General features: G+C 72.3%; 21 protein-coding genes. 12 read left to right on the top strand and 9 right to left on the bottom strand.

The window, feature by feature from the left end; translation table 11 throughout:
- Positions 1-11: 11 nt before the first annotated feature.
- From ACE1OA_RS09575 to ACE1OA_RS09555, 5 genes are all read right to left on the bottom strand, one after another.
- Positions 12-728 carry a response regulator transcription factor gene (locus ACE1OA_RS09575; RefSeq protein WP_356604440.1) on the bottom strand — a complete coding sequence of 239 codons (717 nt, stop codon included), beginning with the start codon at positions 726-728 and terminating at the stop codon, positions 12-14.
- On the bottom strand, positions 725-1,885 hold the full coding sequence (locus ACE1OA_RS09570) for a sensor histidine kinase (RefSeq protein WP_432752640.1): 1,161 nt from the start codon (positions 1,883-1,885) through the stop codon (positions 725-727). The genes ACE1OA_RS09575 and ACE1OA_RS09570 overlap by 4 nt, the downstream gene beginning before the upstream one ends.
- A complete protein-coding gene (locus ACE1OA_RS09565; protein WP_356604436.1) occupies positions 1,885-2,670 on the bottom strand; it encodes an SAM-dependent methyltransferase in 786 nt (261 codons plus the stop codon). The genes ACE1OA_RS09570 and ACE1OA_RS09565 overlap by 1 nt, the downstream gene beginning before the upstream one ends.
- Complete coding sequence (locus ACE1OA_RS09560; protein ID WP_384871545.1) at positions 2,667-3,359, bottom strand: glycerophosphodiester phosphodiesterase; 693 nt, start codon at positions 3,357-3,359, stop codon at positions 2,667-2,669. The genes ACE1OA_RS09565 and ACE1OA_RS09560 overlap by 4 nt, the downstream gene beginning before the upstream one ends.
- Before the next feature lie 79 nt (positions 3,360-3,438).
- Positions 3,439-4,464, bottom strand: coding sequence for an adenosine deaminase (locus tag ACE1OA_RS09555; RefSeq protein WP_356779399.1), 1,026 nt, complete (start codon positions 4,462-4,464; stop codon positions 3,439-3,441).
- A 75-nt stretch (positions 4,465-4,539) separates the two neighbouring features.
- Between ACE1OA_RS09555 and ACE1OA_RS09550 the strand changes: the two genes are divergently transcribed.
- Positions 4,540-5,175 (top strand): DUF4190 domain-containing protein, encoded by a 636-nt coding sequence (locus tag ACE1OA_RS09550; RefSeq protein WP_356604432.1) that lies wholly within the window; start codon positions 4,540-4,542, stop codon positions 5,173-5,175.
- A 115-nt stretch (positions 5,176-5,290) separates the two neighbouring features.
- Here ACE1OA_RS09550 and ACE1OA_RS09545 read toward each other — a convergent pair whose 3' ends face one another.
- On the bottom strand, positions 5,291-5,842 hold the full coding sequence (locus tag ACE1OA_RS09545) for an NADAR family protein (protein WP_432752639.1): 552 nt from the start codon (positions 5,840-5,842) through the stop codon (positions 5,291-5,293).
- A 175-nt stretch (positions 5,843-6,017) separates the two neighbouring features.
- Between ACE1OA_RS09545 and ACE1OA_RS09540 the strand changes: the two genes are divergently transcribed.
- The 6 genes from ACE1OA_RS09540 to ACE1OA_RS09515 all read left to right on the top strand — a co-directional run bounded on the left by ACE1OA_RS09540 (position 6,018) and on the right by ACE1OA_RS09515 (position 13,240).
- A complete protein-coding gene (locus ACE1OA_RS09540; RefSeq protein ID WP_432752638.1) occupies positions 6,018-7,532 on the top strand; it encodes a gamma-aminobutyraldehyde dehydrogenase in 1,515 nt (504 codons plus the stop codon).
- A gap of 49 nt (positions 7,533-7,581) precedes the next feature.
- Positions 7,582-8,829 carry a polyamine ABC transporter substrate-binding protein gene (locus ACE1OA_RS09535; RefSeq protein WP_356604426.1) on the top strand — a complete coding sequence of 416 codons (1,248 nt, stop codon included), beginning with the start codon at positions 7,582-7,584 and terminating at the stop codon, positions 8,827-8,829.
- A gap of 80 nt (positions 8,830-8,909) precedes the next feature.
- Positions 8,910-10,061: an ABC transporter ATP-binding protein gene (locus ACE1OA_RS09530; protein ID WP_432752637.1), complete on the top strand. Its 1,152-nt coding sequence runs from the start codon at positions 8,910-8,912 to the stop codon at positions 10,059-10,061.
- Positions 10,058-10,990 (top strand): ABC transporter permease, encoded by a 933-nt coding sequence (locus tag ACE1OA_RS09525; protein WP_356604422.1) that lies wholly within the window; start codon positions 10,058-10,060, stop codon positions 10,988-10,990. The genes ACE1OA_RS09530 and ACE1OA_RS09525 overlap by 4 nt, the downstream gene beginning before the upstream one ends.
- The gene (locus ACE1OA_RS09520; RefSeq protein WP_356604420.1) at positions 10,990-11,784 is read left to right on the top strand and encodes an ABC transporter permease; all 795 of its coding nucleotides are present in this window, start codon (positions 10,990-10,992) and stop codon (positions 11,782-11,784) included. Before ACE1OA_RS09525 ends, ACE1OA_RS09520 begins: the two co-directional genes overlap by 1 nt.
- Positions 11,785-11,821: 37 nt before the next feature.
- Positions 11,822-13,240 (top strand): NAD(P)/FAD-dependent oxidoreductase, encoded by a 1,419-nt coding sequence (locus ACE1OA_RS09515; RefSeq protein ID WP_432752636.1) that lies wholly within the window; start codon positions 11,822-11,824, stop codon positions 13,238-13,240.
- Positions 13,241-13,295: 55 nt separating this feature from the next.
- On the opposite strand, the gene ACE1OA_RS09510 is transcribed toward ACE1OA_RS09515, so the two are convergent.
- Complete coding sequence (locus ACE1OA_RS09510; RefSeq protein ID WP_361312045.1) at positions 13,296-15,629, bottom strand: MMPL family transporter; 2,334 nt, start codon at positions 15,627-15,629, stop codon at positions 13,296-13,298.
- 304 nt (positions 15,630-15,933) lie between these two features.
- Here ACE1OA_RS09510 and ACE1OA_RS09505 point away from each other — a divergent pair, with 304 nt between their 5' ends.
- Entirely contained in the window at positions 15,934-16,458 is a 525-nt protein-coding gene (locus ACE1OA_RS09505) for a hypothetical protein (RefSeq protein ID WP_432752635.1), read from the top strand.
- 213 nt (positions 16,459-16,671) lie between these two features.
- A complete protein-coding gene (locus ACE1OA_RS09500; protein WP_356604414.1) occupies positions 16,672-18,477 on the top strand; it encodes a chitinase in 1,806 nt (601 codons plus the stop codon).
- Here ACE1OA_RS09500 and ACE1OA_RS09495 read toward each other — a convergent pair.
- Together ACE1OA_RS09495 and gabT are read right to left on the bottom strand one after the other, a co-directional pair.
- On the bottom strand, positions 18,443-19,204 hold the full coding sequence (locus ACE1OA_RS09495) for a phosphatase PAP2 family protein (RefSeq protein ID WP_356604412.1): 762 nt from the start codon (positions 19,202-19,204) through the stop codon (positions 18,443-18,445). The two genes, ACE1OA_RS09500 and ACE1OA_RS09495, sit on opposite strands and share 35 nt — an antisense overlap.
- 88 nt (positions 19,205-19,292) lie before the next feature.
- On the bottom strand, positions 19,293-20,627 hold the full coding sequence (gene gabT / locus ACE1OA_RS09490) for a 4-aminobutyrate--2-oxoglutarate transaminase (protein WP_356604410.1): 1,335 nt from the start codon (positions 20,625-20,627) through the stop codon (positions 19,293-19,295).
- A 218-nt stretch (positions 20,628-20,845) separates the two neighbouring features.
- Here gabT and ACE1OA_RS09485 point away from each other — a divergent pair, with 218 nt between their 5' ends.
- From ACE1OA_RS09485 to ACE1OA_RS09475, 3 genes are all read left to right on the top strand, one after another.
- Positions 20,846-23,011, top strand: a complete 2,166-nt coding sequence (locus ACE1OA_RS09485; RefSeq protein ID WP_432752634.1) for an ATP-binding protein — start codon at positions 20,846-20,848, stop codon at positions 23,009-23,011.
- Between the two features lie 111 nt (positions 23,012-23,122).
- The gene (locus ACE1OA_RS09480) at positions 23,123-24,685 is read left to right on the top strand and encodes a PucR family transcriptional regulator (RefSeq protein WP_432752633.1); all 1,563 of its coding nucleotides are present in this window, start codon (positions 23,123-23,125) and stop codon (positions 24,683-24,685) included.
- 189 nt (positions 24,686-24,874) lie between these two features.
- Positions 24,875-25,846 (top strand): EamA family transporter, encoded by a 972-nt coding sequence (locus ACE1OA_RS09475; protein WP_356604404.1) that lies wholly within the window; start codon positions 24,875-24,877, stop codon positions 25,844-25,846.
- Positions 25,847-25,875 lie beyond the last annotated feature (29 nt).

Here is a 25,875-nt window from a genome sequence, read left to right as displayed (position 1 = left end):
TCTTCCCCGGGTCAGTTCCTCGCCGACGCGGGGGAGTCCGCGCGCGCCCCGCCTCCCCCGGCCGGGGGAGCGGCCGTGCCGGCCGCGACCAGTCCCGTCTCGTACGCGCAGATCACCGCCTGGATCCGGTCGCGCAGCCCCAGCTTGGCGAGCACGTTCCCGACGTGCGTCTTGACCGTGTGGTCGCTGACCACCAGCTCCGCGGCGATCTCGGCGTTCGACAGACCGCGCGCGAGCAGCAGCAGCGTCTCGCGCTCCCGCCCGGTCAGCGCGTCCAGGGCCGGATCGGTCCTGCGCGGCCGTACCGCGGGGCGGGTGTACTGCTCCACCAGCCGCCGCGCCACCGACGGCGCGAGCAGCGAGTCGCCCCGCGCCACGACCCGCACCGCGTGCACCAGGTCGTCGCGGCGCACGTCCTTCAGCAGGAAGCCGCTGGCGCCCGCGTGCAGCGCCTCGTACACGTACTCGTCGGAGTCGAAGGTCGTCAGCATCACCGTCCGGCAGTCGCTCCGCTCGCTGATCGCCCGGCAGGCCTCGATGCCGTCGGTCCGCGGCATCCGGATGTCGAGCAGGGCCACGTCCGGTGCGAGCCGGAGCACCGCCTCGACCGCCTCCGCACCGTCGCCCGCCTCGGCGACGACCTCGATGTCCGGCTGGACGTCCAGGATCATCGCGAAGCCGCTGCGGACCAGTTCCTGGTCGTCCGCCACCACCACACGGATCGTCAACTCCCCACCTCCGCAGCAGAGGTTACGGGTATCTCCACCCGCACCTCGAAGCCCCGGCCGCCCGGACCCGGACCGGTGACCGCCGTGCCGCCGTGGGCCGCCGCGCGCTCCCGTATGCCCACGAGACCGTGCCCGGCCGACCCCGGCTGGGCCCCGCGCCCGTCGTCCGACACCACGATCCCCACGACCCCCTCCGCGTACCTCAGCCGGACCGAGGCACGGCGCGCGTGCGCGTGGCGGACCACGTTCGTCAGCGCCTCCTGCACGATCCGGTAGACGGTCGCCCCGGTCGCCGCGGACAGCGTCCGCACGCCGCCGGACGTCTCGTACCCGACGTCGAGCCCGCTGGCCCGCACCCGCTCCACCAGCTCGTGGAGCGCCGCGATGTCCGGCTGCGGAGCACGCGGGGCATCACCCGGACCGTCGCCCTCCCGCAGCACCCCCAGCATCCGGCGCAGCTGCGCCATCGCGTCCCGGCCGGTCTCGGAGATGGCGTCGAACGCGGCCTCCGCCCGGTCCGGAGCCGTCCGCACCGCCACCGGCCCGGCCTCCGCCTGCACGATCATCAGGCTCACCGCGTGCGACAGGATGTCGTGCATCTCGCGTGCGATCCTGGCGCGTTCGCGCGCCGCGGCCTGCTCGGCCTCGACCCGGTCCGCCCGCTGCCGGGTGACGGTCAGCCGGCCGAAGACGTAGGCCGCGGCGAAGACGAAGAGGGAGAAGGTCAGTTCTCGGGCCGACCGGGTGTTGAGCCAGACGGAGCACGGGACGGCGACGAGCATCAGCAGCGCGGTCACGAGCCGCTGCCACGGCGGGGCGAGCATGGCGATCGTGTAGACGATGACGAGCCCGGTGTAGGGCAGCGGCTGTCCCGGGCCGTCCATGGCCACCTGGTACAGGCTGCCGGCGGCCAGGATCGCGAGCAGCACGGTCAGCGGCGCGCGGCGCCGCCAGACCAGCGGGACCACCATGAGCGTCGTCAGGCCGTACGCCGGCCAGGTCGCCGGCTCCAGTTCGGCCGGCCGGGGCACCACGAACGGCAGCGTCATCGCCGCCTGCACCAGCAGCGCCAGCCCGATGTCGACCGCCCACGGGTTGGCCGCCCCCACCACCCGGGCCCGCTCCCACCGGCCCCGTACCTCCCCCCGCAGGTCCATTACGGCTTGCGGCCCACCGCGCCGAACTGCGCCACCTCGCTCGCCGGGGCGAACCGCCAGCTCGCGCACGAGACGATGCCCGGCTCCAGCACGTCGAGCCCCTCCAGCAGGGAGGCGAACTCGGCGCGGGTACGGGCGGTGATCGGCGGGGTGGCGTTCTCGTTCCAGAACGCCATCGCCTCGGCGTTGCCCTCGCCGCCGAGGCCGGGCTCCAGGGTGGGGTGGGTCAGGACGAGGTAGCTGCCGGAGGGCACCGCGTCCATCAGGGTCCGGACGATGCCGCGGACCTCGTCCGTGTCCAGCACGAAGTTGAGGATGCCGAGCATCATCACCGCGACCGGCCGCGACAGGTCCAGGGTCCGCGCCGCCGCCTCCAGGATCCGCTCCGGCCGCCGCGCGTCCGCGTCGACGTACTCGGTGACGCCCTCCGGGGCGCTGGTCAGCAGGGCCCGGGCGTGGGTCAGGACGATCGGGTCGTTGTCGACGTAGACGACGCGGGAGTCCGGCGCGACGCGCTGGGCGACCTCGTGGGTGTTGTCGGCCGTCGGCAGGCCCGTGCCGATGTCCAGGAACTGGCGGACGCCCGCCTCGCCGGCCAGGTGGGTCACCACCCGGCCGAGGAACGCCCGGTCCGCGCGGGCGACTTCGCCGATGCTCGGGTAGAAGCCGGTGACCTGGTCGCCGACTGCCCGGTCCACCGGGTAGTTGTCCTTGCCGCCCAGCCAGTAGTTCCACACGCGGGCGTTGTGCGCGACGTCGGTACGGATCCTGTCGGTCCCGGTCACCTCGGAGCACCCCTTCGCAGTTCGGCGACGAGGGCGTCCACCCGGTTGGTGGTGATGGAGTCCACGCCGTGCGCGATCAGCTTACGCATGGAGTGCCGGGTGTCCGCCGTCCAGGCCGAGACCAGGTAGCCGTCCTTGTGCACCTTGTCCACCAGAGCCCGACTCAGCAGCCCGAAACGGTAGTTGAGCCAGCGAGGCCGGACCGCGTCGAGCAGCGCGGCCCGCGGTGGGGCCAGCGACGTCCACGTCAGCGCGATCTCGGCGGACGGGTCCGCGGCCCGCACGTGGAGCATGGCGACGCCTCCCGCGCAGTAGAGGACCCGCTCGGACGCGCCGCACTCGCGGACGATGCCGACGACGGTGCGGACGGAACTCTCGTCGCCGCCCGGCAGATCGATCATCAGCCGGCGCGGACCGGCCGCGATCAGCGCCTCGCGCAGCGTGGGGATCTCGTCGTAGGTCATGTCGCGGACCTGTTCCAGGGTGAGATCGGCCAGCGCGACGTCGTGGCCCCACAGCCGTTTCAGCCGGTCGTCGTGCAGCAGGACGGGCACGCCGTCCTCGGTGAGCCGGACATCGATCTCGACGGTGTCCGCGCCCCCCTCGATCGCCGCGACGATCGAGGGGACGGTGTTCTCCCGCACGCGGTACGGGTCGCCGCGGTGGCCTACGACAGTGACGTGGTCCATGCGGCCATTGTCGCGGCAACCCCGGCCCGGCGTCCGGACCCGGCGGGGTGCGCGCGGCGGCGGGCGCCCTCCCTGAGGGTCAGCGGGACAGCCACTTCTCGGTGTAGTCGTCGATCTCCGCGACCAGCCGCGCCTTGCCCGCCGGGTCGAGGAAGGAGGCCTCGACCGCGTTCTTGGCGAGGGCCGCCAGGCCCCGTTCGTCGAGCTCCAGCAGACGGGCGGCGACCGCGTACTCGTTGTTCAGGTCCGAACCGAACATCGGCGGGTCGTCGCTGTTGATCGTCACCAGGACGCCGGCCTTCACCATCTCCTTGACCGGGTGCTCGTCCAGGTCCAGGACCGCCCGGGTGGCGATGTTCGAGGTCGGGCAGACCTCCAGCGGGATCCGGTGCTCGGCCAGGTACTTCAGCAGCTCGGGGTCCTGCACGGCGCTGGTGCCGTGGCCGATGCGCTCGGCGCCGAGCTCGTTCAGCGCGTCCCAGATGGTCTCGGGGCCGGTCGTCTCGCCGGCGTGCGGGACCGAGTGGAGGCCGGCCGCGATGGCCCGGTCGAAGTACGGCTTGAACTGCGGGCGCGGGACGCCGATCTCCGGGCCGCCGAGCCCGAAGGCGACGAGGCCCTCGGGGTGCAGGTCGACGGCGAGGCGGGCGGTCTCCTCGGCGGCCTCCAGTCCGGCCTCGCCGGGGATGTCGAAGCACCAGCGCAGCACGACGCCCAGTTCGGCCTCGGCGGCCCGGCGGGCGTCCTCGATGGCGTCCATGAAGGCGCGCTCGTCGATGCCCCGGCGGGTCGAGCTGTACGGGGTGATCGTCAGCTCGGCGTACCGGATGTTCTGGCGGGCCATGTCACGGGCGACCTCGTAGGTCAGCAGCCGGACGTCCTCCGGGGTGCGGATCAGGTCCACGACGGACAGGTAGACGTCGATGAAGTGGGCGAAGTCGGTGAACACGAAGTAGTCGACGAGGGCCTCGGGGTCCGTGGGGACCTTGGAGTCCGGGTGTCGGGCGGCCAGTTCGGCGACGATCCGGGGAGACGCGGAGCCGACGTGGTGGACGTGCAGCTCTGCCTTGGGAAGCCCCGCGATGAAGGGGTGGAGATCGGTCATCGGGTCATCGTAGGCCGGGCCGTTCGCCTGTCGGAGGGAGGTCGTAGCATGACGTGACCACGATGGGGGAGGCCCATGTCTGACAACAGCGACCAGCCGCAGGGCGGGTACGACCCGGCGGACCCGTGGGCTCCGCCGAACCGCGACGGTGTGGAACTGAGCAAGCCGTCGCCCTCGCCGGCGACACCGCCGGTGCCGCACGTGCACGACCAGCCGACGATGACGTCGATGCCGACCGGCGAGGTGCCGCCGCCTCCGGTCGCTCCGGGCGGCTACGGCTACCCCACGGCGCCGACCCCGCCGGTGACCCCGGCCACGTCGGGCTACGGCTACCCCGGCTACCCGTCCTACGGTGGCGGCGGCGGGGGCTACGGCCAGCCCGGCTGGCAGCAGCAGCCGTCGAACGGCATGGGCACGGCCTCGATGGTGCTCGGCATCATCGCGACCGCAGGCTTCTGCCTGTACGGCCTGGGGGCGATCCTCGGCATCCTGGCGCTGATCTTCGGCGTCATCGGCCTGAAGAAGGCGGGCCGGGGCGAGGCGACGAACCGGGGCATGGCGATCGCGGGCATCGTGCTCGGCGCGATCGGCACGCTCGTGAGCGCGGTGTTCCTGGGATTCATCATCTGGGCGATCGCGCAGGACTCCTCGTCCTTCGACGACGAGGACGACCCGTTCGCGACGCACCTGGTCGTGGAGACGCGGCGCTAAGGGCTGTCCAACCCTCAGGTCGTGTCCGGAGCGAAGGGCGCGTGATCGCCGATCACGCGCCCTCGGCATGTGCGGAGGGCCCCGTCACGGCCACGGCCGCGTCCTCCCGTCCCGGTCACACCCCCGTGCGCAGCCGCTCCCGGGCCTCCATCAGGGCGAAGCCCAGCAGGTTCAGGCCGCGCCAGCGCGCCGGGTCCTTGGCCCGGGCGTCGTCCGCCGCCAGGCCGATGCCCCAGATGCGGTCCAGCGGGCTGGCCTCCACCAGCACCCGGCCGCCCGTGCCGAGGAGGTATCCGCGCAGCGCCTCGTCCGACGAGAACTTGTGGACGCTGCCCTCCACCACGATCCCGAAGCGCTCCCGCTGCCACACCGCGTCGTCGAAGCCGCGCACCAGCCGCCCGGCATTCTTCGCCTGCGCGGGCGTCGCCGCGTCCAGCGCGGCCCGCTCGGCCTCCGCGTCCCCGAAGAGCCGTGCCTTCGACGCCATCATCCAGTGCTCCGCCGTCGCGTAGCGCACGCCGTCGACCTCGAAGGGTGACGGCCACCACTGGCTCAGGCAGCTCGCCGAGAGCCTGCCGTCCGGCATCGGCCGGTGCCCCCAGAAGAGCAGCCACTTCACGCGTTCACCCCGGCTGACCTGCTCCGTCAGCTGTTCCAGATTCCCCATGCACGCGAGTCTGACAGCCGCCACGGACACTCCGTACGCTGAAGTGACCGACCCCTCGACACTTGGTCGACCGATTCCGTCGCGTAACCAAAAGGCAACAACGGAATCACTTGTTGGACGGTTGTCCCTCTGTCAGGATCGGCACTCAATTCGATCTGGAACAACGGAGAGCGTCATGGGCAACCGCTTCCAGGCAACGGACCGCTTCGCGGACGGCGCGCAGTACATCGGCGGGCGTCTGCGGCCCGGAACCTCAGGTCAGGAGCACAGCGTCGTCGACCCGGCGACGGGCGAGCGCGTGTTCACCTACGAACTCGCGTCCACCGCGGACGTGGACGCCGCCGTGGCCGCCGCGCGGGACGCCTTCCCGGGCTGGTCCGGGGCGACCCCGGGCGAGCGCTCGGACGCCCTGCACCGCTTCGCCGGCGTCCTGGCCGAGCAGGCCGACGACCTCGCCCGCGCCGAGTCGCTCCAGTGCGGCAAGCCCGTCAAGCTCACCACCGAGTTCGACGTCCCGGGCACCGTCGACAACACCGCCTTCTTCGCCGGGGCGGCCCGCCACCTCCAGGGCCAGTCGGCCGGCGAGTACAGCGGCGACCACACCTCGTACGTACGCCGCGAGGCGATCGGCGTCGTCGGCTCCATCGCCCCCTGGAACTACCCGCTCCAGATGGCCGCCTGGAAGGTCCTGCCGGCCATCGCCGCCGGCAACACGATCGTCCTCAAGCCGGCCGAACTCACCCCCCTGACCTCGCTGATGTTCGCCCAGGCGGCCACCGAGGCCGGCATCCCCGACGGCGTCGTCAACATCGTCACCGGCGCCGGCCGCACCACCGGCGAGCACCTCGTCGGCCACCCCGACGTGGCCATGACCTCGTTCACCGGCTCCACCCCCGTCGGCCGGCGCGTCGCCGAGATCGCCACGGCCACCGTCAAGCGCCTCCACCTCGAACTCGGCGGCAAGGCCCCCTTCGTGGTCTTTGACGACGCCGACCTGGAGGCCGCCGCCCACGGCGCCGTCGCCGCCTCGCTCATCAACAGCGGCCAGGACTGCACCGCCGCCACCCGCGCCTACGTCCAGCGTCCGCTCTTCGACGCCTTCGTCGCGCGCGTCGCGGAGCTGATGGAGACCGTCCGGCTCGGCGACCCCTTCGACCCCGCCACCGACCTCGGGCCGCTGGTCAGCCACGTGCACCGCGACCGCGTCGCCGCGTTCGTCGACCGGGCCCGCGGCTACGCCACCGTCGTCACCGGCGGCGAAGCGCCGGGCGGTGCCCTCAAGGCCGGCGCGTACTATCGTCCGACCTTGATCACCGGCGCCGCGCAGGACAGCGAGGTCGTGCAGTCGGAGATCTTCGGCCCGGTCCTGGTGGCCCTGCCCTTCGACGGCGACGACGAGGGCATCCGGCTCGCCAACGACACCCCGTACGGCCTCGCCGCGTCCGCATGGAGCCGCGACGTCTTCCGGGCGAACCGCGCCACCCGCGAGCTCAGGGCGGGCTGCGTGTGGATCAACGACCACATCCCGATCATCAGCGAGATGCCGCACGGCGGCTACAAGGCCTCCGGGTTCGGAAAGGACATGTCGTCGTACTCCTTCGAGGAGTACACGCAGGTCAAGCACGTGATGTACGACAACACAGCGGTCGCCGCGAAGGACTGGCACCGCACGATCTTCGGGGACCGATAGCAGCCCGTCGCCCGACCAGCGGCGAAACCATCCCGAAAGGGCACAGCGCATGGAGCAGTACGAGCCCGACAGCCTGTCCGCGGCGCAGCTGGCCGCGATGCGGCGCAGCCTCACCAGCGGCCGGGGCGCCCTCAGCCGCCGTTCGATGCTGCGCGCCGGCGGTGTCGGTGCGCTCACCATCGGCTCACTGGCCGGTCTGAGCGCCTGCGGCATCCCGCCGGCGAAGCGGGAGGACAAGGGGCCCGCCTCCACGGACTTCTCGGCCAAGGAGAGGCAGGTCGCCTTCTCCAACTGGACCGAGTACATGGACGTCAGCGAGGACGAGAAGTCCCGCCCCACCCTGGAGGCCTTCGCCAAGCGCACCGGGATCAAGGTCAAGTACACCGAGGACATCAACGACAACGTCGAGTTCTTCGGCAAGATCAAGCCGCAGCTCGCGGCGGGCCAGGACACCGGCCGTGACCTGATATGCGTCACGGACTGGCTCGCCGCCCGGATCATCCGGCTCGGCTGGGCGCAGAAACTGGACCCGGCCAACCTGCCCAACGCCTACGCGAACCTGTCCGCGCAGTTCCGGCGCCCCGACTGGGACCCGGGCCGCTCGTACTCGTACCCGTGGACCGGCATCTCCACGGTCATCGCGTACAACTCCAAGGCGACCGGCGGGAAGAAGGTCGACTCCGTCACGCAGCTGCTCGACGACCCCGCTCTGAAGGGCCGGGTCGGCTTCCTCACCGAGATGCGCGACTCGGTCGGCATGACCCTGCTCGACATGGGCAAGGACCCGGGCGCGTTCACCGACGCCGACTACGACGCGGCGATCGGGCGGCTCCAGAAGGGCGTCGACAAGAAGCAGATCCGCCGCTTCACCGGCAACGACTACACCTCCGACCTGGACAAGGGCGACATCGCCGCCTGTCTCGCCTGGGCCGGCGACATCATCCAGCTGCAGGCCGACAACCCGGACATCAAGTTCTCCATCCCGTCGGCCGGCTACATCACCTCCAGCGACAACCTGCTGGTCCCCGCCCAGTCGCGGCACAAGGCCAACGCCGAGAAGCTCATCGACTACTACTACGAGCTTCCGGTCGCCGCCCAGCTGGCCGCGTACATCAACTACGTCTGCCCGGTCGACGGGGTGAAGGACGAGCTCGCCAAGATCGACCCGGAGCTCGCCGCCAACACGCTGATCCTCCCCGACAAGGCCATGGCCGCGAAGTCGCACGCCTTCCGCTCGCTCACCAGCGCGGAGGAGACGGCGTACGAAGAGAAGTTCGCCAAGCTCATCGGCGCCTGAGCGCGGGCGCCGAGCCCGGCGCGCGCACCCTCGGGCCATGTACGCCGTCCACTCCTCACCACGACCTGGGACCGCAACCCATGACTGACACGAACACCGGCGGCGATGTCCGTCTCTCCGGGATCAGCAAGACCTACGGCTCCTTCCACGCCGTCCGGCCGCTCGACCTGACCGTCCCGCAGGGCTCGTTCTTCGCCCTCCTCGGCGCCTCCGGCTGCGGCAAGACCACCACCCTGCGGATGATCGCCGGCCTGGAGGACCCCACCACCGGCACGGTCTTCCTCGGCGACAAGGACGTCACCGACCTGCCGCCGTACAAGCGGCCGGTCAACACCGTCTTCCAGTCCTACGCGCTCTTCCCGCACCTGGACATCCAGGAGAACGTCGCCTTCGGTCTGCGCCGGCGCGGCATCAAGTCGGTGAAGAAGCAGGTCGCCGACATGCTCGACCTCGTCCAGCTCGGCGACAAGGCCCGGCACAAGCCGCACCAGCTCTCCGGTGGCCAGCAGCAGCGCGTCGCCGTGGCTCGCGCGCTCATCAACCACCCGCAGGTGCTGCTCCTCGACGAGCCGCTCGGCGCCCTCGACCTCAAGCTGCGCCGCCAGATGCAGCTGGAGCTCAAGCGGATCCAGACCGAGGTCGGCATCACCTTCATCCACGTCACCCACGACCAGGAGGAGGCCATGACCATGGCCGACCAGGTCGCGGTGATGAACGGCGGCCGGGTCGAGCAGCTCGGCGCCCCCGCGGACCTGTACGAGAACCCGCGGACCACGTTCGTCGCGAACTTCCTCGGCACCTCCAACCTGATCGAGGCCGAGGTCGCCGAGAGCGGCGGCGCGGACCTCGTCGTCACGGCGGGCGGGGGCAAGCTCCGACTGCCCACCGAGCGCTGTTCCGCGACCGTCCGCACCGGCGGCAAGGTCCTCGTCGGCGTCCGCCCCGAGAAGATCTCGCTCGCCCACGCCGACGACGCGGGGGCGATAGCCGACGGCCGCAACAAGGTCACCGGCCGGATCGTCGACTCCTCCTTCATCGGCGTCTCCACGCAGTACGTGGTGAACAGCCCGGCGGGCGCGGAGCTGCAGGTCTACGAGCAGAACATCGAGCGGGACGCGCGTCTCGTCCCCGGGGCCGAGGTCGTCCTGCACTGGAACCCGGCGCACACCTTCGGCCTGGACGCCTCCCAGGACATCGACGCGGGCGTGGAGACGGTGGAGGACGCCGGATGAGCACTTCCACCCTGACGAAGGAGGAAGCGGCGCCGGTCGAGGAACCGGTGACGCGCAAGCCTTCCACCCGCAAGCGGCTCGTCCCGTACTGGCTGCTGCTGCCCGGCATCATCTGGTTGCTCGTCTTCTTCGCGCTGCCGATGGTCTACCAGGCGTCGACCTCCGTGCAGACCGGCTCCCTGGAGAAGGGCTTCGAGGTCACCTGGCACTTCCAGACCTACTGGGACGCCTTCCAGGAGTACTGGCCGCAATTCGTCCGCTCCCTGCTCTACGCCGGCACGGCCACGCTGCTCTGCCTGCTCCTCGGGTACCCGCTGGCGTATCTGATCGCGTTCAAGGCCGGCCGCTGGCGGAACCTGCTGCTGGTCCTGGTGATCGCGCCGTTCTTCACCAGCTTCCTCATCCGGACCCTGGCGTGGAAGACGATCCTCGCGGACGACAGCATCGTGGTCGACGCGCTGAACGCCCTGCACCTCCTGGACGTGACCAGCTGGCTCGGCTGGACCGAGGGCGACCGGGTCCTCGCCACCCCGATGGCGGTCGTCTGCGGTCTGACGTACAACTTCCTGCCGTTCATGATCCTTCCGCTCTACACCTCGCTGGAGCGGATCGACGGCCGGCTGCACGAGGCCGCCCAGGACCTGTACGCCTCACCCGCGACGACCTTCCGGAAGGTGACGTTCCCGCTCTCCACGCCGGGCGTCGTCTCGGGCACCCTGCTCACCTTCATCCCGGCCAGCGGCGACTACGTCAACGCCGAACTGCTGGGCTCCACCGACACCAAGATGGTCGGCAACGTCATCCAGTCGCAGTTCCTCCGGGTGCTCGACTACCCGACGGCGGCCGCGCTGTCCTTCATCCTCATGGCGATCGTGCTGGTCATGGTCACCGTCTACATCCGCCGCGCCGGAACGGAGGATCTCGTCTGATGCGCTGGATACGACAGCACCTGGTCGTCATCGCGGGCCTGCTGACGCTCGCGTACCTGATCCTGCCGAACATCGTCGTGATGGTGTTCTCGTTCAACAAGCCGAACGGGCGCTTCAACTACGCCTGGCAGAAGTTCTCGCTGGACGCCTGGAAGGACCCGTGCGGCGTCGCCGACATGTGCGGCTCGCTCTCCCTGTCGCTCCAGCTGGCCGCCTGGGCCACCCTGGGCGCCACCGTCCTCGGCACGATGATCGCCTTCGCGCTGGTCCGCTACCGCTTCCGGGCGCGCGGCGCGATCAACTCGCTGATCTTCCTGCCGATGGCGATGCCCGAGGTCGTCATGGCCGCCTCGCTGCTCACGCTCTTCCTCAACATGGGCGCCGAGCTGGGCTTCTGGACGGTCCTGATCGCCCACATCATGTTCTGCCTGTCCTTCGTCGTCACCGCCGTCAAGGCGCGCGTGATGTCGATGGACCCGCGCCTGGAGGAGGCCGCCCGCGACCTCTACGCCGGCCCGGTGCAGACCTTCGTCCGGGTGACGCTGCCGATCGCCGCCCCCGGCATCGCGGCCGGCGCGCTGCTCGCCTTCGCGCTCTCGTTCGACGACTTCATCATCACCAACTTCAACGCGGGCTCCACCGTCACGTTCCCCATGTTCGTCTGGGGTTCGGCACAGCGCGGCACGCCCGTCCAGATCAACGTCATCGGCACGGCGATGTTCATCATTGCCGTACTGGTGGTGGTAGCCGGTCAGATCGTCACGAACCGGCGCCGCAAAGCGGCAGCACAGTGAGCACGGCCCCGAGCACGCCCTGAAGGAGTTGGAAACCATGGCCCCAGACGCCATGCGTATCGCTGCACAATCTCTCTCGGACGCCCAGCCCGTCCCCTTCTGGCTGGAAGACCCCGGCAAGCCCGCCGCCCTCCCCGCCCTCACCGGCACGGAGAACTGCGACCTCCTCGTGGTCGGCGGCGGCTACAGCGGCCTGTGGACCGCGCTCCTCGCCAAGGAGCGGGAGCCGGAGCGGGACGTCGTGCTGATCGAGGGGCGCGAGGTGGGCTGGGCCGCCTCGGGCCGCAACGGCGGCTTCTGCGCCGCCTCCCTCACCCACGGGTTCGGCAACGGGCTCGCCCGCTGGCCGGACGAGCTGGCCACGCTGGAGGGGCTCGGCGAGCGCAACCTCGACGCCATCGAGGCGGCGGTCGCCCGCTACTCCCTCGACTGCGACTTCGAGCGCACCGGCGAGATCGACGTCGCCACCGAGCCGCACCAGGTCGAGGAGCTCGCCGAGGTCCACGAGACGGCCCGCCGGCTCGGCCTGGGCGGCGGACTCGAACTCCTCGACCGGGACGCGGTCCGCGCGGAGGTCGACTCCCCGACCTTCCTCGGCGGCCTCTGGGACCGCCGCGGAGTCGCCATGCTCAACCCGGCGAAGCTCGCCTGGGGGCTGAAGCGGGCCTGCCAGGACCTGGGCGTACGGATCTTCGAGAACACGCCCGGCCTGGAACTGGTCCCGGTCGGCGCCGGGATGGGCGTGCGCACCCCCTACGGCCGGATCGTCGCCCGCCGGGTCGCGCTGGGCACGAACGTCTTCCCGTCGCTGGTCAAGCGGGTCCGGCCCTACACCGTCCCGGTCTACGACTACGCCCTGACGACCGAGCCGCTCAGCCCCGCACAGCTCGCCTCCATCGGCTGGAAGAACCGGCAGGGGCTCGGGGACAGCGCCAACCAGTTCCACTACTTCCGCATCACCGCGGACGACCGGATCCTGTGGGGCGGCTACGACGCGATCTACCCCTTCGGCGGGCGGATGAACGCGGAGATGGACCACCGCCCCGAGACGTACCTCAAGCTGGCCGAGCACTTCTTCCAGTGCTTCCCGCAGCTGGAGGGGCTCCGCTTCAGCCACGCCTGGGGCGGCGCGATCGACACCTGCTCGCGCTTCTCGGCGTTCTTCGGCACCGCCCACCGCGGCAAGGTCGCCTACGCGGCCGGGTTCACCGGCCTCGGCGTCGGCGCGACCCGGTTCGGCGCGGACGTGATGCTCGACCTCCTCGCGGGGGAGCGCACGGAGCGGACGGAGCTGGAGATGGTGCGCTCCAAGCCGCTGCCGTTCCCGCCCGAGCCGATCGCCTGGGCGGGCATCGGCATCACCAAGTGGTCACTGGCCCGCGCCGACGAGAACGGCGGCCGGCGCAACCTGTGGCTGAAGGCGATGGACCGCCTGGGGCTGGGCTTCGACAGCTGAGGGCTGTCCCGTGATCCCCGGCGGGACACCGCGCATGCGAGGTGTCCCGCCGGAGTCACGGCGCGGGCCGCGACCCCGCCCCGCCCGTGCCTCCCGCGGCGGCCAGTTCACCCTCGCCCTCGGTGTCCACGTGCGGCAGGATCCGGTCCAGCCAGCGGGGGGTCCACCAGGCCCGCTCGCCGAGCAGGGTCATCACGGCGGGCACCAGCAGCAGGCGCGCGATCGTCGCGTCGATCAGCACGCTGGCGGCCAGGCCGAGCCCCATCATCTTGATCACGATGTTGTCGCTGACGATGAACGCGGCGAAGACGCTGACCATGATGAGCGCCGCGCAGGTGATGACGCGGGCCGTGATCTCCAGAGCGTGCGCCACGCTCGCCTTGGCGTCGCCGGTGCGCAGCCAGGCCTCGTGCACGCGGGACAGCAGGAAGATCTCGTAGTCCATGCTCAGACCGAAGACGATGGCGAACATCATCATCGGCACGTAGCTCTCGATGGGGACGTCTCCGGACACCCCGAGCGCCGGGCCGCCCCAGCCCCACTGGAAGACGGCGACCACGACGCCGTACGAGGCGGCGATGGACAGCAGGTTCAGCAGCGCGGCCTTGAGGGCGACGAGCGGCCCCCGGAAGACCACCAGGATGACCAGGAACGCCAGGCCCACGACCACGACGATGATGAGCGGCAGGCGGCTGGAGACGATGTCCAGGAAGTCGATCTGGGCGGCGGTGGTCCCGGTCACGTACGTGGCCGCCGTCGTGCCGCTGACCGCCTGCGGGAGGACGTCGTCGGACAGGTGGTTGGTCAGCGACGTGGTGAGCTCGTCCTGCGGGGCGGCCACCGAGTAGGCCGTGGCGATCAGGACGTCGCCGTCCGAGGTCGGGGTGAGCGGGGTGATCAGGGCGGCGTCCGGGACCCCGGTGAGCGCCTTCTGCGCCTGGCTCGCCAGCGCGGACCGGTCGGCCGCCGGAACCGAGGTCTGGTCGATGACCAGGGTCAGCGGCCCGTTGGAGCCGGGCCCGAAGGCCGAGGACATCAGGTCGAACGCCCGCCGGTCCGTGAACGACTTGGGATCCGCGCCGTCGCCGATGTGTCCGAGCTGGATGAAGAACAGCGGGATGGAGAGCACGGCGAGGATGACGACGCCCGCGGTCAGGAACCACCAGGGGCGGCGCTCCACCCGCAGGGCGTAGCGGTGCCAGGTGCCCTGGGCCTCGTCCCCCTCGGCCTGGGGCTCGACCTCGGCCACCGGCTTGCGCAGGTGGAGCCGGTCGATGTGGCGCCCGATCAGGCCGAGCATCGCCGGGACGAGGGTGAGCGCGCCGATGACGGCCGTGACCACGGTGGAGGTCGCGGCCAGGCCGAGCAGTCCGATGAAGCTCAGCCCGGACACCCACAGCCCCGACAGGGCGATGACGACCGTGCAGCCCGAGACGAGGACGGCCCGGCCGCTGGTCGCGGTCGCCATCCCGGCCGCGGCCACCGGATCCATGCCGTTCATCAGGAGTTGCCGGTGCCGGGTGATCAGGAAGAGGGCGTAGTCGATGCCGACGCCGATCCCGATCATCGTCGCCAGCGTGGGGGAGACGGTGGCGAAGGTCCACACGGCGGCGAGCAGGCCGAGCACGGAGAGGCCGCAGAGGGCCGCGACCAGTGCGGTGACCAGGGGCAGTACGGCGGCGATCAGGCTGCCGAAGCCGATGATCAGCACGATGATCGCGACCGCGAAGCCGATCGTCTCGCTGACCCGGTCGTCGGGCTCGGGCCGGGCCAGCTCGCCCAGCGAGCCGCCGTACTCGACCTCGACCCCGGCGGAGCGCAGCGGCTGCACGGCGGAGTCCACGCCGGCCAGGTAGCCGTCGCCGAGGGTGCCGGGCTGGACGTCGAAACGGACCGTGATGTACCCGGTCTTGCCGTCGGTCGACAGGGGGCCGACGTTCGGGGTGCCCGGCGGCGGGGACGGCGGCGGGGTGCCCGGCGCGGGCAGCGGACTCGTGGCGTTCAGGACGTGGGGCAGCTTCTGCAGCGACGCCACGGCGGACGAGACCTGGTCGCTCACGTCGGTGAGCGGCTTGGCGCCGTCGTACAGCACCACCTGCGAGCTGTAGCCGCCGGCGGCGGGCTCGTGCGCGCGCAGCACGTCGAGTCCCTCCTGGGACTGGGTGCCGGGCAGCGAGTAGTTGTCGGAGTACTCGCCGCCGAAGGCGTTCTTGAGCGCCAGCAGGGCGACGAGCGCCACGACCCAGGCGACCAGCACGATCACGAAGTGACGGGCGGACCACTCGCCCATCCGCCGCAGCAGGCCCTTGCCGGGGCGAGGGCTCTTCCCGGCGGCCGGGGCACCGCCCGGCGTGCCGTGCGAGGGGTCCGAGGACTGCGGGAACGGCATGGGTACTCCCGTGGCGAGGACGGCGGAGGAGGGGGAGGGGCCGAGGCGGGCGGTGTCGTGGTGGACACGGCGGAGGCTCATGGGAACACGCCTGGCCGGACGGGTGGCGGAGCCGCCGACCCGGCCCCTCGCCGTCCACCCGAACGGGCGCGTCCACTCGGTTGCGCGCCGGGGGCGCACCCCGCGGGACGGGAGGTGATCCAGTTCCCCCTGAACCCGCGGCCCGAACCCGCGTAATGATCGTCACCTTCCGCGCTCTCCCGTGTGCGGACACCGTGTCCGCACAGTGAGGAGGCCGTTGACGATGACCGGTTCGGGGGCCAGGACCGCGGTGGAGTGGCTGGCGTCGGTGGCGCCGGATCCCGACGCGTGCCGGTGGGAATGGGAGCGCAACCCGCTCGGGGTGGCGCTGCTGCCCGCCGGCCGGCGCTGGGACGTGCTCATCCTGCCGGGGGAGTTGGGCTACCCCACGCTCGACGTGCTGACCCGGCTCGTGGACCGGCCGGGGCCTGTCCTGGCCGACTTCGGCGACGGCCGCACGGGATTCTTCGTGCCGCCCGGCACGGCCGCCCGCTGGCTCGGGACGGGGGTGCGCGGTGTGGGCCGCGGCACGTGGATCGCCGTGCCGTACCCGGGTCGTGTCGCGGGCGGGATGCGCTGGCTGGTGGCTCCGGACGGCACCGGGACCCTGACGGACGCCGCGCTCCTGGAACTGGCGATGCACGAGGCGGCGGGCGGCCTGGCCGGGGAGGTCAGGGGGAGCGGAGAGGTCAGGGGAGTCGGGCAGAGCGGCGGGGCCGGGGAGCCCGGTGCGGGACCCGAGCGCTGAGGGACGTCCGGCCGGTCGGGTGCTCCGGGGGCGGGCGGCCCGCCCCCGCCGGCGACCGCCGATCCCGACCGCCGCCCCCGCCCGGGACCGCGGCCGCTCCAGGGCGGCCGGGGCGGGCGGCGCCGTGCCGAACAGAGGTCTTGACCACTTGATTGGTCTGGACCATGCTGTGGCGCGCTCCCCACCTCGATTCCCCCACCCCCGGAGGCAGTTGTGGACCGCTCCCGACCCCTTGTCCTCGCGCTGGCGGGCGTGCTCGCCGCCGGCGGACTCGTCGCCCTGACCCCCGCCGCCCAGGCGGCCGACACCGAACTCGCCCGCAACGGCGGCTTCGAGTCCGGCCTGGACGGCTGGAGTTGTACGGCCGGCAGCGGGGCCGTCGTCTCGTCACCCGTCCACGGCGGTACGAAGGCCCTGCTGGCCACGCCGGCGGGCAGCGACCGCGCCCAGTGCTCCCAGACCGTCACCGTCGCCCCGAACTCCGCCTACGCGCTGAGCGGTTGGGTCCGCGGCAGCTACGTGTACCTCGGCGCGTCCGGTACCGGCACCTCCGACGTGTCGACCTGGACCCAGTCCGCCCCCGACTGGCAGCGCCTGTCGACCACCTTCACCACCGGTCCGTCGACGACCTCGGTGACGATCTACACCCACGGCTGGTACGGCACCGGCGGCTACCACGTCGACGACCTGAGCCTGACCGGCCCCGGCGGCACCCCCGTCGGGATCCCCGCCGCGCCCACCGGCCTCACGGCCGGCGCGCCGACGTCGTCGAGCGTCCCGCTGAGCTGGTCGGCCTCCTCCGGGGCCACCTCGTACCACGTCTACCAGGGCGGAACGAAGGTCCTCACGGTCTCCGGAACCTCGGCCACGGTGACCGGACTTGCCGCCTCCACCGCGTACAGCTTCCGCGTCACCGCCGCGAACAGCGCCGGCGAGTCGCCCGCGTCGGCGACCGTCACGGCCACCACGACCAGCGGCGGAGGCGGCGGCAACCCCGGCCAGCTGCCCGCCCACGCCCTGGTCGGCTACCTCCACGCCAGCTTCGCCAACGGCTCCGGCTACACCCGCATGGCCGACGTCCCCGACTCGTGGGACGTCATCAACCTCGCCTTCGGCGAGCCGACCTCGGTGACCTCCGGGGACATCCGCTTCAGCCTCTGCCCGGCCACCGAGTGCCCGGGCGTCGAGTCGCCGGCCGAGTTCAAGGCGGCGATCAAGGCCAAGCAGGCCGCGGGCAAGAAGGTCCTCATCTCCATCGGCGGCCAGAACGGCCAGGTCCAGCTCTCCACCACGGCCGCCCGCGACGCCTTCGTCTCCTCCGTCTCGAAGATCATCGACGAGTACGGCCTCGACGGCCTGGACATCGACTTCGAGGGCCACTCCCTCTCGCTGAACACCGGCGACACCGACTTCCGCAGCCCCACCAGCCCGGTGATCGTCAACCTCGTCTCCGCCGTGAAGACCCTCAAGGCCAAGTACGGCGCGAAGTTCGTCCTGACGATGGCCCCGGAGACCTTCTTCGTCCAGCTCGGCTACCAGTACTACGGCTCCGGCCCCTGGGGCGGCCAGGACCCGCGCGCCGGCGCCTACCTCCCGGTCATCCACGCCCTGCGCGACGACCTCACCCTGCTCCACGTCCAGGACTACAACTCGGGGTCCATCATGGGCCTCGACAACCAGTACCACTCCATGGGCGGCGCGGACTTCCACATCGCCATGACCGACATGCTCCTCACCGGCTTCCCGGTCGCCGGCGACACCTCCCGGGTCTTCCCGGCGCTCCGTCCCGACCAGGTCGCCATCGGCCTCCCCGCCTCCGTGAACGCGGGCAACGGCCACACCAGCCCGGCCGAGGTGAACAAGGCGCTGAACTGCCTGACCAGGAAGACCGACTGCGGCAGCTACCAGACCCACGGCACCTGGCCCGGCCTGCGCGGCCTGATGACCTGGTCGATCAACTGGGACCGCTTCAACAACGGGGAGTTCAGCCGGAACTTCGACGCGTACAACTGGAGCTGACGGTCAGGATCAGCACTCCCAGGCAGAGGCTGGCCAGCACGTCCAGCGGCCAGTGGTAACCCCGCAGGACCAGCCCCACGCCCGTCGCCGCCGTCAGCACGGCGGCGACGGGCAGCAGCCGGCGCGAGACCAGGAACGCCGCGCCGAAGTAGGCCACCATCGCCGTCGCCGTGTGCCCCGAGGGGTAGTAGCCGGCGGCCCACGGCTCCAGCGGGCCCGGGCGGGCGGTCCACTCCTTCAGCGGGATCACCAGGACCGGGACGAGGACCATCGCGAGGCCCGCGTACAGGGCCGCGGCGCGCCGTCCCCGCCAGGCCGCGCAGGCCATCGCGCACCCGAGGACCGGCAGGGCGACCGTCATGTTGCCGAGATCGGCGCCCAGTTCGGAGAGGCCGCGCGGGACGGTGCCGACCAGTGAACGGGAGGCGCGTTCGTCCAGGCGGGCCAGCGGCCCGTCGACCAGGACCTGCCACGTGACGAGGGCGAGCAGCACGAGCGCACAGAAGAAAGTCGGCCGTCCCGGAACAGGGGGGGTGGTTCCGGGACGGCCGACGGGATCGGGCTGCCGCGCGCCCCGGGGGGTGTGGGGCGGGCGGCCATCCGATCGGTGAGGAGTTCCGGAGCCAGAGGCTCCAGTGGTGTGCGCGAGGGCACGGCCGGGGCGGGGCTGGGGTTGCATCGTCCCGGAGTCGCTCGCAGATCCCTGCGGGCGGGGTGTTTCTCTCATCTGCGAAGACCGTACGTCAGGGAAAGGGGGGCCGACAGCCGGATCGCCATCCCGCCATCGGCCCCCCACAGCTTCTTCACACGGTACGTCAGATCTGTGCGAACGCGTTCTCGATGATGTCGAGTCCCTCGTTCAGCAGATCGTCACCGATGACCAGCGGCGGCAGGAAGCGGAGCACGTTGCCGTACGTGCCACAGGTCAGGACCAGCAGGCCCTCGGCGTGGCAGGCCTTCGCCAGCGCGCCCGCGGCCTCCGGGTTCGGCTCCTTGGTGGCGCGGTCCTTCACCAGCTCGATGGCGATCATGGCGCCACGGCCGCGGATGTCGCCGATGGCGTCGAACTTCTCGGCCATCGCCGTCAGGCGGGCCTTCATGACCGACTCGATGTGCGCGGCCTTGGCGTTGAGGTCGAGCTCCTTCATCGTCTCGATCGCGCCCAGCGCACCGGCGCAGGCCACCGGGTTGCCGCCGTAGGTGCCGCCCAGGCCGCCGCCGTGCACGGAGTCCATCATCTCGGCGCGGCCGGTGACGGCGGCGAGCGGGAGACCGCCCGCGATGCCCTTGGCGGTCGTGATCAGGTCGGGGACGATGCCCTCGTCCTCACAGGCGAACCACTGGCCGGTGCGGCAGAAGCCGGACTGGATCTCGTCCGCGACGAAGACGATGCCGTTGTCGTTGGCGAACTTCACGATCGCCGGCAGGAAGCCCTTGGCCGGCTCGATGAAGCCGCCCTCGCCGAGGACCGGCTCGATGATGATCGCGGCGACGTTCTCGGCGCCGATCTGCTTGGTGATGTTGTCGATCGCCTGGGCGGCGGCCTCGGGGCCGCAGTTCTCCGGGCCGGTGGGCCAGCGGTAGCCGTAGGCGACCGGCACGCGGTAGACCTCGGGGGCGAACGGGCCGAAGCCCTGCTTGTACGGCATGTTCTTCGCCGTCAGCGCCATCGTGAGGTTCGTACGGCCGTGGTAGCCGTGGTCGAAGACGACGACGGCCTGGCGCTTGGTGTACGAACGCGCGATCTTGACGGCGTTCTCGACGGCCTCGGCGCCGGAGTTGAACAGCGCGGACTTCTTGGCGTGGTCGCCCGGGGTCAGCTCGGCGAGCGCCTCGCAGACCTCCACGTAGCCCTCGTACGGCGTCACCATGAAACAGGTGTGCGTGAAGTCGGCGAGCTGGGCGGCGGCACGGCGCACCACGGCCTCGGCGGAGGCGCCGACCGAGGTCACGGCGATGCCGGAGCCGAAGTCGATCAGACGGTTGCCGTCGACGTCCTCGATGATGCCGCCGCCGGCCCTGGCGGTGAACACGGGAAGCACGGAGCCCACGCCACCGGCGACCGCGTCGAGGCGGCGGGCCTGAAGCTCCTGCGACTTCGGGCCGGGAATTGCGGTGACGACGCGGCGCTCCTGCGGAAGGGCGGTCATGCGGGGCTCCTGGGGGTGTTCTGGACGCACTGTGTGGGTTTCTTCCGCAGGCTAGGCGCGCGGGAGGGATGCGGGCATGCGCCGATAGGGAGTGTTGGGGGGCATGTCGTTGTCCGGTGTGGACATGGCGGCGGCGAAACCGCTCCGGGCCGGGCCGTGCCCACTAGATTGACGGTGGCACAGATGCGGCGACCTGGCTGGTCAGGGGGCAGGGGTTCATGGAGACCGACGGCACGTACGAGTCACGCGACACCCGGGGAGGCGCGGTCCCGCGCCCGGCGGGGTTCACGGCCGACCCGGGTGCCGCGGCGTCCGGTCCCACCCGGGAGCCCGCTGACGGCCGCCCGGCGGACCGGCCCCTACCGCCCGCCGGTCCGGTGGTCCCGCACACACGGTCCGTCGTCCCGCCGCCGCCCACCCACGCCCCCACCCGCGTCGGGGTGGCCGAATGGCTCCGGATCCCCCGGCCGGCCGCCGAGCCCGGGGTCTGGCGGCTCGGCCACCGGCCCCGCCCGCAGGAGGAGCCGGATCTCGTGCCCGCGCGCCGGCTGTTCGCCGGGGCCGTGATCTCCCTGCTCAGCGGCTGGCTCCTGTGGTCCCTGCTGTGGAACGGCTACCTCGGCCGCTACTGGCTCTGGCCCCTGCTGGTCCTGACCCCGGACTCCTGGCGCACGGACGCCGAGACCTGGGCCACCGCCAGCTACGCGTACTACACCCTCGTCGGCGGCGGCTTCCTGGTGTTCTTCGCCCGGATCGGCCACGTGCCGGACATCTGGCGCCGCTACGCGCACAAGAAGGACGCCCCGCCCCCGCCGCCCCCGCCCGCCGCCGACCCGGTGGACTGGCCCGAGCTCCGCGACGCCGGGCTCACCGAGGCCGCCGGCACCCTCGCCGACGCCACCCGCCGTGGCACGCTCGGAGACGTCGACTACGCCCGGATCCGCCGTGCCTGGCAAGGCGTACGGACCCGGCCCGAGCGGCTCGCCGCCTTCACGGAGGCCGTGCGCACCCGCGGCGCCGCCGCCTGCGGCCACCCCTCCGGCGTCCGCGACCTGCCCGTCCGCAGCGCCACCCACGACCTGGCCACCGCGCAGGTGCTCATCGGCACCGCCGCCGACCACCCCCGCAACCCCTACGCCCGCCGCACCACCGGCGTCGCCCTGGAGCCAGGGCTGCTCGGGACCTCGCTGCTCGCCGTCGGGCCCGCGGGAGCCGGGAAGACCGTGCGGCTCGTCCGGCCGGTCGTCGAGTCCCTCTGCCTCCAGGCCCTCGCGAACCGCGCCGCCGTGGTCGCCGTCACCTCGCACGGCTCGGCCCTCGGCCCGGACGAGTCCTTCGACGTCGTCGTCTCCGTCGGCCGGCCCGACTCCACCCACGACCTCGACCTCTACGGCGGGGCCGACGACCCCGACGAGGCCGCGCGGATCCTCGCCGAGGCGCTCGTCGGCGACCTGGTCGCCGACAGCCGCCGGGCCGCCACCGCGCTCGCCCAGCTGATCGGCCCCTTCCGCGCCGCCCACGGCCGCTTCCCGGCCGTGCCCGAACTGCGCGAACTGCTCGGCGGCACCCCCGGCGCCCTCGACGCGCTGCGCGCGGCCGTCGGCGACGACCCCGCCCAGCTGCGCGAGCTCGACGCCCGGCAGCGGCAGGCCGCACGCGGCGACGACGTGGGAGAACTCCTCGCGGAGCGGATCGCCTTCCTGGACCGGCCCGCATTCGCCCGCTTCTTCCGCACCGACGGCGAGACCCGGCAGTTCTCCCTGCACGCCGTCGAGCATCCGCTGCGGGTCCGCGTCGACCTGCCCGAGCGCGGGCACGCCGAGGCATCCCGGATCGTCTCCCGGCTGCTGCTCGCCCAGTTCTCCGAGGCGATCCTGGCCCGTCGCGACCGTTCGCTCTTCGCCTGCCTGGTCCTCGACGACGCCACGTACACCGTCACCGGCGAGTCCGTCCGGTCCGTGCAGCGGCTGCGCTCCGCCAACGCCGGGGTCGTCCTCGCCCTGCGCAGTCTGGAGGACGTGCCGGAGGCGCTGCGCGGACCGCTCCTCGGGGCCGTCGGATGCCGGATGGCGTTCGCCGGGATCGCCCCCTGGGACGGCGGGCGGTTCGCCGAGACCTGGGGCACCGAGTGGGTGCAGACCCGCGACGTCACCAACCGCCAGATCATCTCCGACGAGCCGTTGACCAAGGCCCTGCACTTCATGCGGCGGGTGGTGACCGGCAAGGCGGCGACCGCCGAGGCGGTGACCGTGCGGGAGGTGGAGCGGCAGCGGTGGTCGGCCTCCGACCTGGCGCACGCCGTCCCCGCCGGGCACGCCGTGCTGTCCCTGACCCATGTGCGCGGCGAGCACACGCCGCCGCTGCTGGTGGATCTGCGGAGCTGACGCGGGACCGGGTGGGCCCTGGCACAATCGGGGGCGTCGTTCGTCGGAGCGGCGCTCTCCGCTGCGTGCGCAGTCGCCCCGCAGTCCTCTGCCCAAAGGTTCGACGGTCCCATGCCGCCCACCCTCGCGTCCCTCGTCCAGCACTCGGCGCTCAAACTCACCGTCCGGGCCGGTGAGGACGGCCTGGACACCCCCGTGCGCTGGGCCCACGTCAGCGAGCTCACCGACCCCGTGCCGTACATGGAGGGCGGCGAGCTGCTGCTCACCACCGGGCTGACCCTGGACGCCGGCGACGCCGACGCGATGCTCCGCTACGTGCGCCGGCTGCTCGGCGCGGGCGTGGTGGGGCTCGGCTTCGCCGTCGGCGTGAACTACGAGGACGTGCCCCCGGCGCTGGTCGAGGCGGCCTCGGCGGAGGGCCTGCCGCTGCTGGAAGTGCCGCGACGGACGCCTTTCCTCGCCATCAGCAAGGCCGTGTCGGCGGCGATCGCCGCCGACCAGTACCGGGCCGTCACCGCCGGCTTCGAGGCCCAGCGCGAGTTGACCCGGGCCGCGCTCGCCGAGGGCCCGGACGCGGTGGTGGCCCGGCTCGCGGCCCACGTGGACGGCTGGGCCGCGCTCTACGACACCTCCGGCGCCGTCCTCGCCGTGTCGCCCGAATGGGCGGCCCGGCGGGCCGCCCGGCTGACCCCCGACGTCGAACGCCTCCGGGAACGCCCGGCGCCCGCGAGTGCCGTGGTCGGCGGCACCGACGACCGGGTCGAGCTCCAGTCGCTGGGCTCCGGACGCCGGGTGCGGGGCGCCCTCGCCGTCGGCACCGGGGCGCCGCTGGGGACGGCGGAGCGGTACGCCGTGCACTCCGCGATCGCGCTGCTCACCCTGACGACCGAGCGCTCGCGCTCGCTCCAGGCCGCCGAGGGGCGGCTCGGCGCGGCGGTGCTCCGCATGATGCTGTCCGGTCAGCCCGACCACGCCCGGGCCGTGGCGGGCGACCTCTACGGCGGACTGCTGGACGCGCCGTTCCGGCTGCTGATCGCCGAGGCGGTCCCGGGCGAACGGGAGGGCGAGCCGCCGCTCCCGGTCCTGACCGAGGCACTGGAGTCGGCGGCGGCGCGGGCCGGCGAGACGGTCCTCGCCGTACCCGAGAACGACGAACGGCTCCTCGTCCTGGCCGGCGACGGCGGCGCCGTGGTCGCCGCCTGCGCGAGCTACGCCGAGCGGGACGCCGAGGAGGCCGGCCTGGTCGTCGGCCTCTCGGCGCCGGCCGGGCCGATCGCGGCGGCGGCCGCGTACAAGCAGGCCGAGCAGGCCCTGTCGGTCGCGCGGCGGCGCGGGCGTGCCCTCGTGGAGCACGAGGAGCTGGCGGCGGGATCGGTGCTGCCGCTGCTCGCCGACGACGCGGTCCGGGCGTTCGCGGACGGCATGCTGCGCGCCCTGTACGAGCACGACGCCACCGGCCGGGGCGACCTCGTCGCCTCGCTGCGCGCCTGGCTGTCGCGCCACGGCCAGTGGGACGCGGCCGCGGCGGACCTCGGCGTGCACCGGCACACCCTCCGCTACCGCATGCGCCGGGTCGAGGAGATCCTCGGCCGCTCGCTCGACGATCCGGACGTCCGGATGGAGCTGTGGCTGGCCCTGAAGGCGACCGGCACGGACACCGCGGACACGCCGTGAGGAGCGTCCTGTCGCTCGTGCCGGGCTCCCGGCACTGATCCGGACCGGTCGACGCGCACCTCCGAGAGGTGTCCCGCCGGTCACCCCCGGCGCCTCACGGACCCTCCGGGCGCGGAAAATCGTCCGCCGCTGCCCGATGCCGGGCAAAATTCTTGGTCATCCGGCGGCGCAGTCCCTAATCTCCTGGTCATGACAAGCCCTGCCGTCGATCCGGCCTCCGAGGTCCAGGCGACTCCCGCCGCCCCCCTGTCCGACAGAACGCCCGCCGCCTCCCGGCGGATCTCCGGCGCCGTATGGGCCGCGCTCGGCATCGTGTACGTCGTGTGGGGGTCCACCTATCTCGGGATCCGGATCGTCGTCGAGACGATGCCGCCCTTCCTCTCCGCCGGCACCCGCTTCGTCACCGCCGGCCTCGTCCTCGCCGGTCTCCTCGCCTGGCGGAAGGGCCCCCAGGTCCTCAAGGTCACCCCGCGGGAGCTGGCCTCGGCCGTCGTCGTCGGTCTGCTCCTCATCCTCGGCGGCAACGGGCTCGTCGTCCTCGCCGAGACCTCCATCCCCTCCGGCCTCGCCGCGCTGCTCATCGCCGTCGTGCCCGCCTGGGTCGTCGTCCTGCGCGCCTGCTCCGGCGAGCGCCCCACCACCGGGGCCGTCGCCGGCGTCCTCCTCGGCCTCGCCGGCCTCGCCGTGCTCACGCTCCCCGGCCTGAGCGGCGACGTCCGGATCAGCGGCGTCGTCCTCGTCATCGCCGCCACCCTCATGTGGTCCGTCGGGTCCTTCTCGTCGTCCCGGATCCCGATGCCCGCCAACCCCTTCACCGCCAGCGCGTACGAGATGGTCGCCGGCGGCCTCGGCGGCCTCGCCCTCGGCCTCTTCCGGGGCGAGCAGCACGGCCTCGACCTCTCCGCGGTGTCCGGCCGTTCCTGGGTCGCGCTCGGCTACCTGATCGTCTTCGGCTCCCTGATCGCCTTCACCGCGTACGCCTGGCTCCTCCAGGCGGCGCCGCTGCCGCTCGTCGCCACGTACGCCTACGTCAACCCGGTCGTCGCCGTCCTCCTCGGCGCCCTGGTCCTGAACGAGGCCCTGACCTGGCCCATCGCGCTCGGCGGCGCGATCGTCGTGGGCGGCGTCTGCCTCATCGTCTCGACGGAGAGACGCGGCTGACCCGCCGGTTCGGCCAAACCGGCAGGACG

This window comes from Streptomyces sp. JL2001, from assembly GCF_050917515.1.
GTDB lineage: Bacteria > Actinomycetota > Actinomycetes > Streptomycetales > Streptomycetaceae > Streptomyces.
The sequence above is the reverse complement of the archived record's forward strand: the minus strand, read 5'-3'. Positions and strand labels throughout refer to the sequence as shown.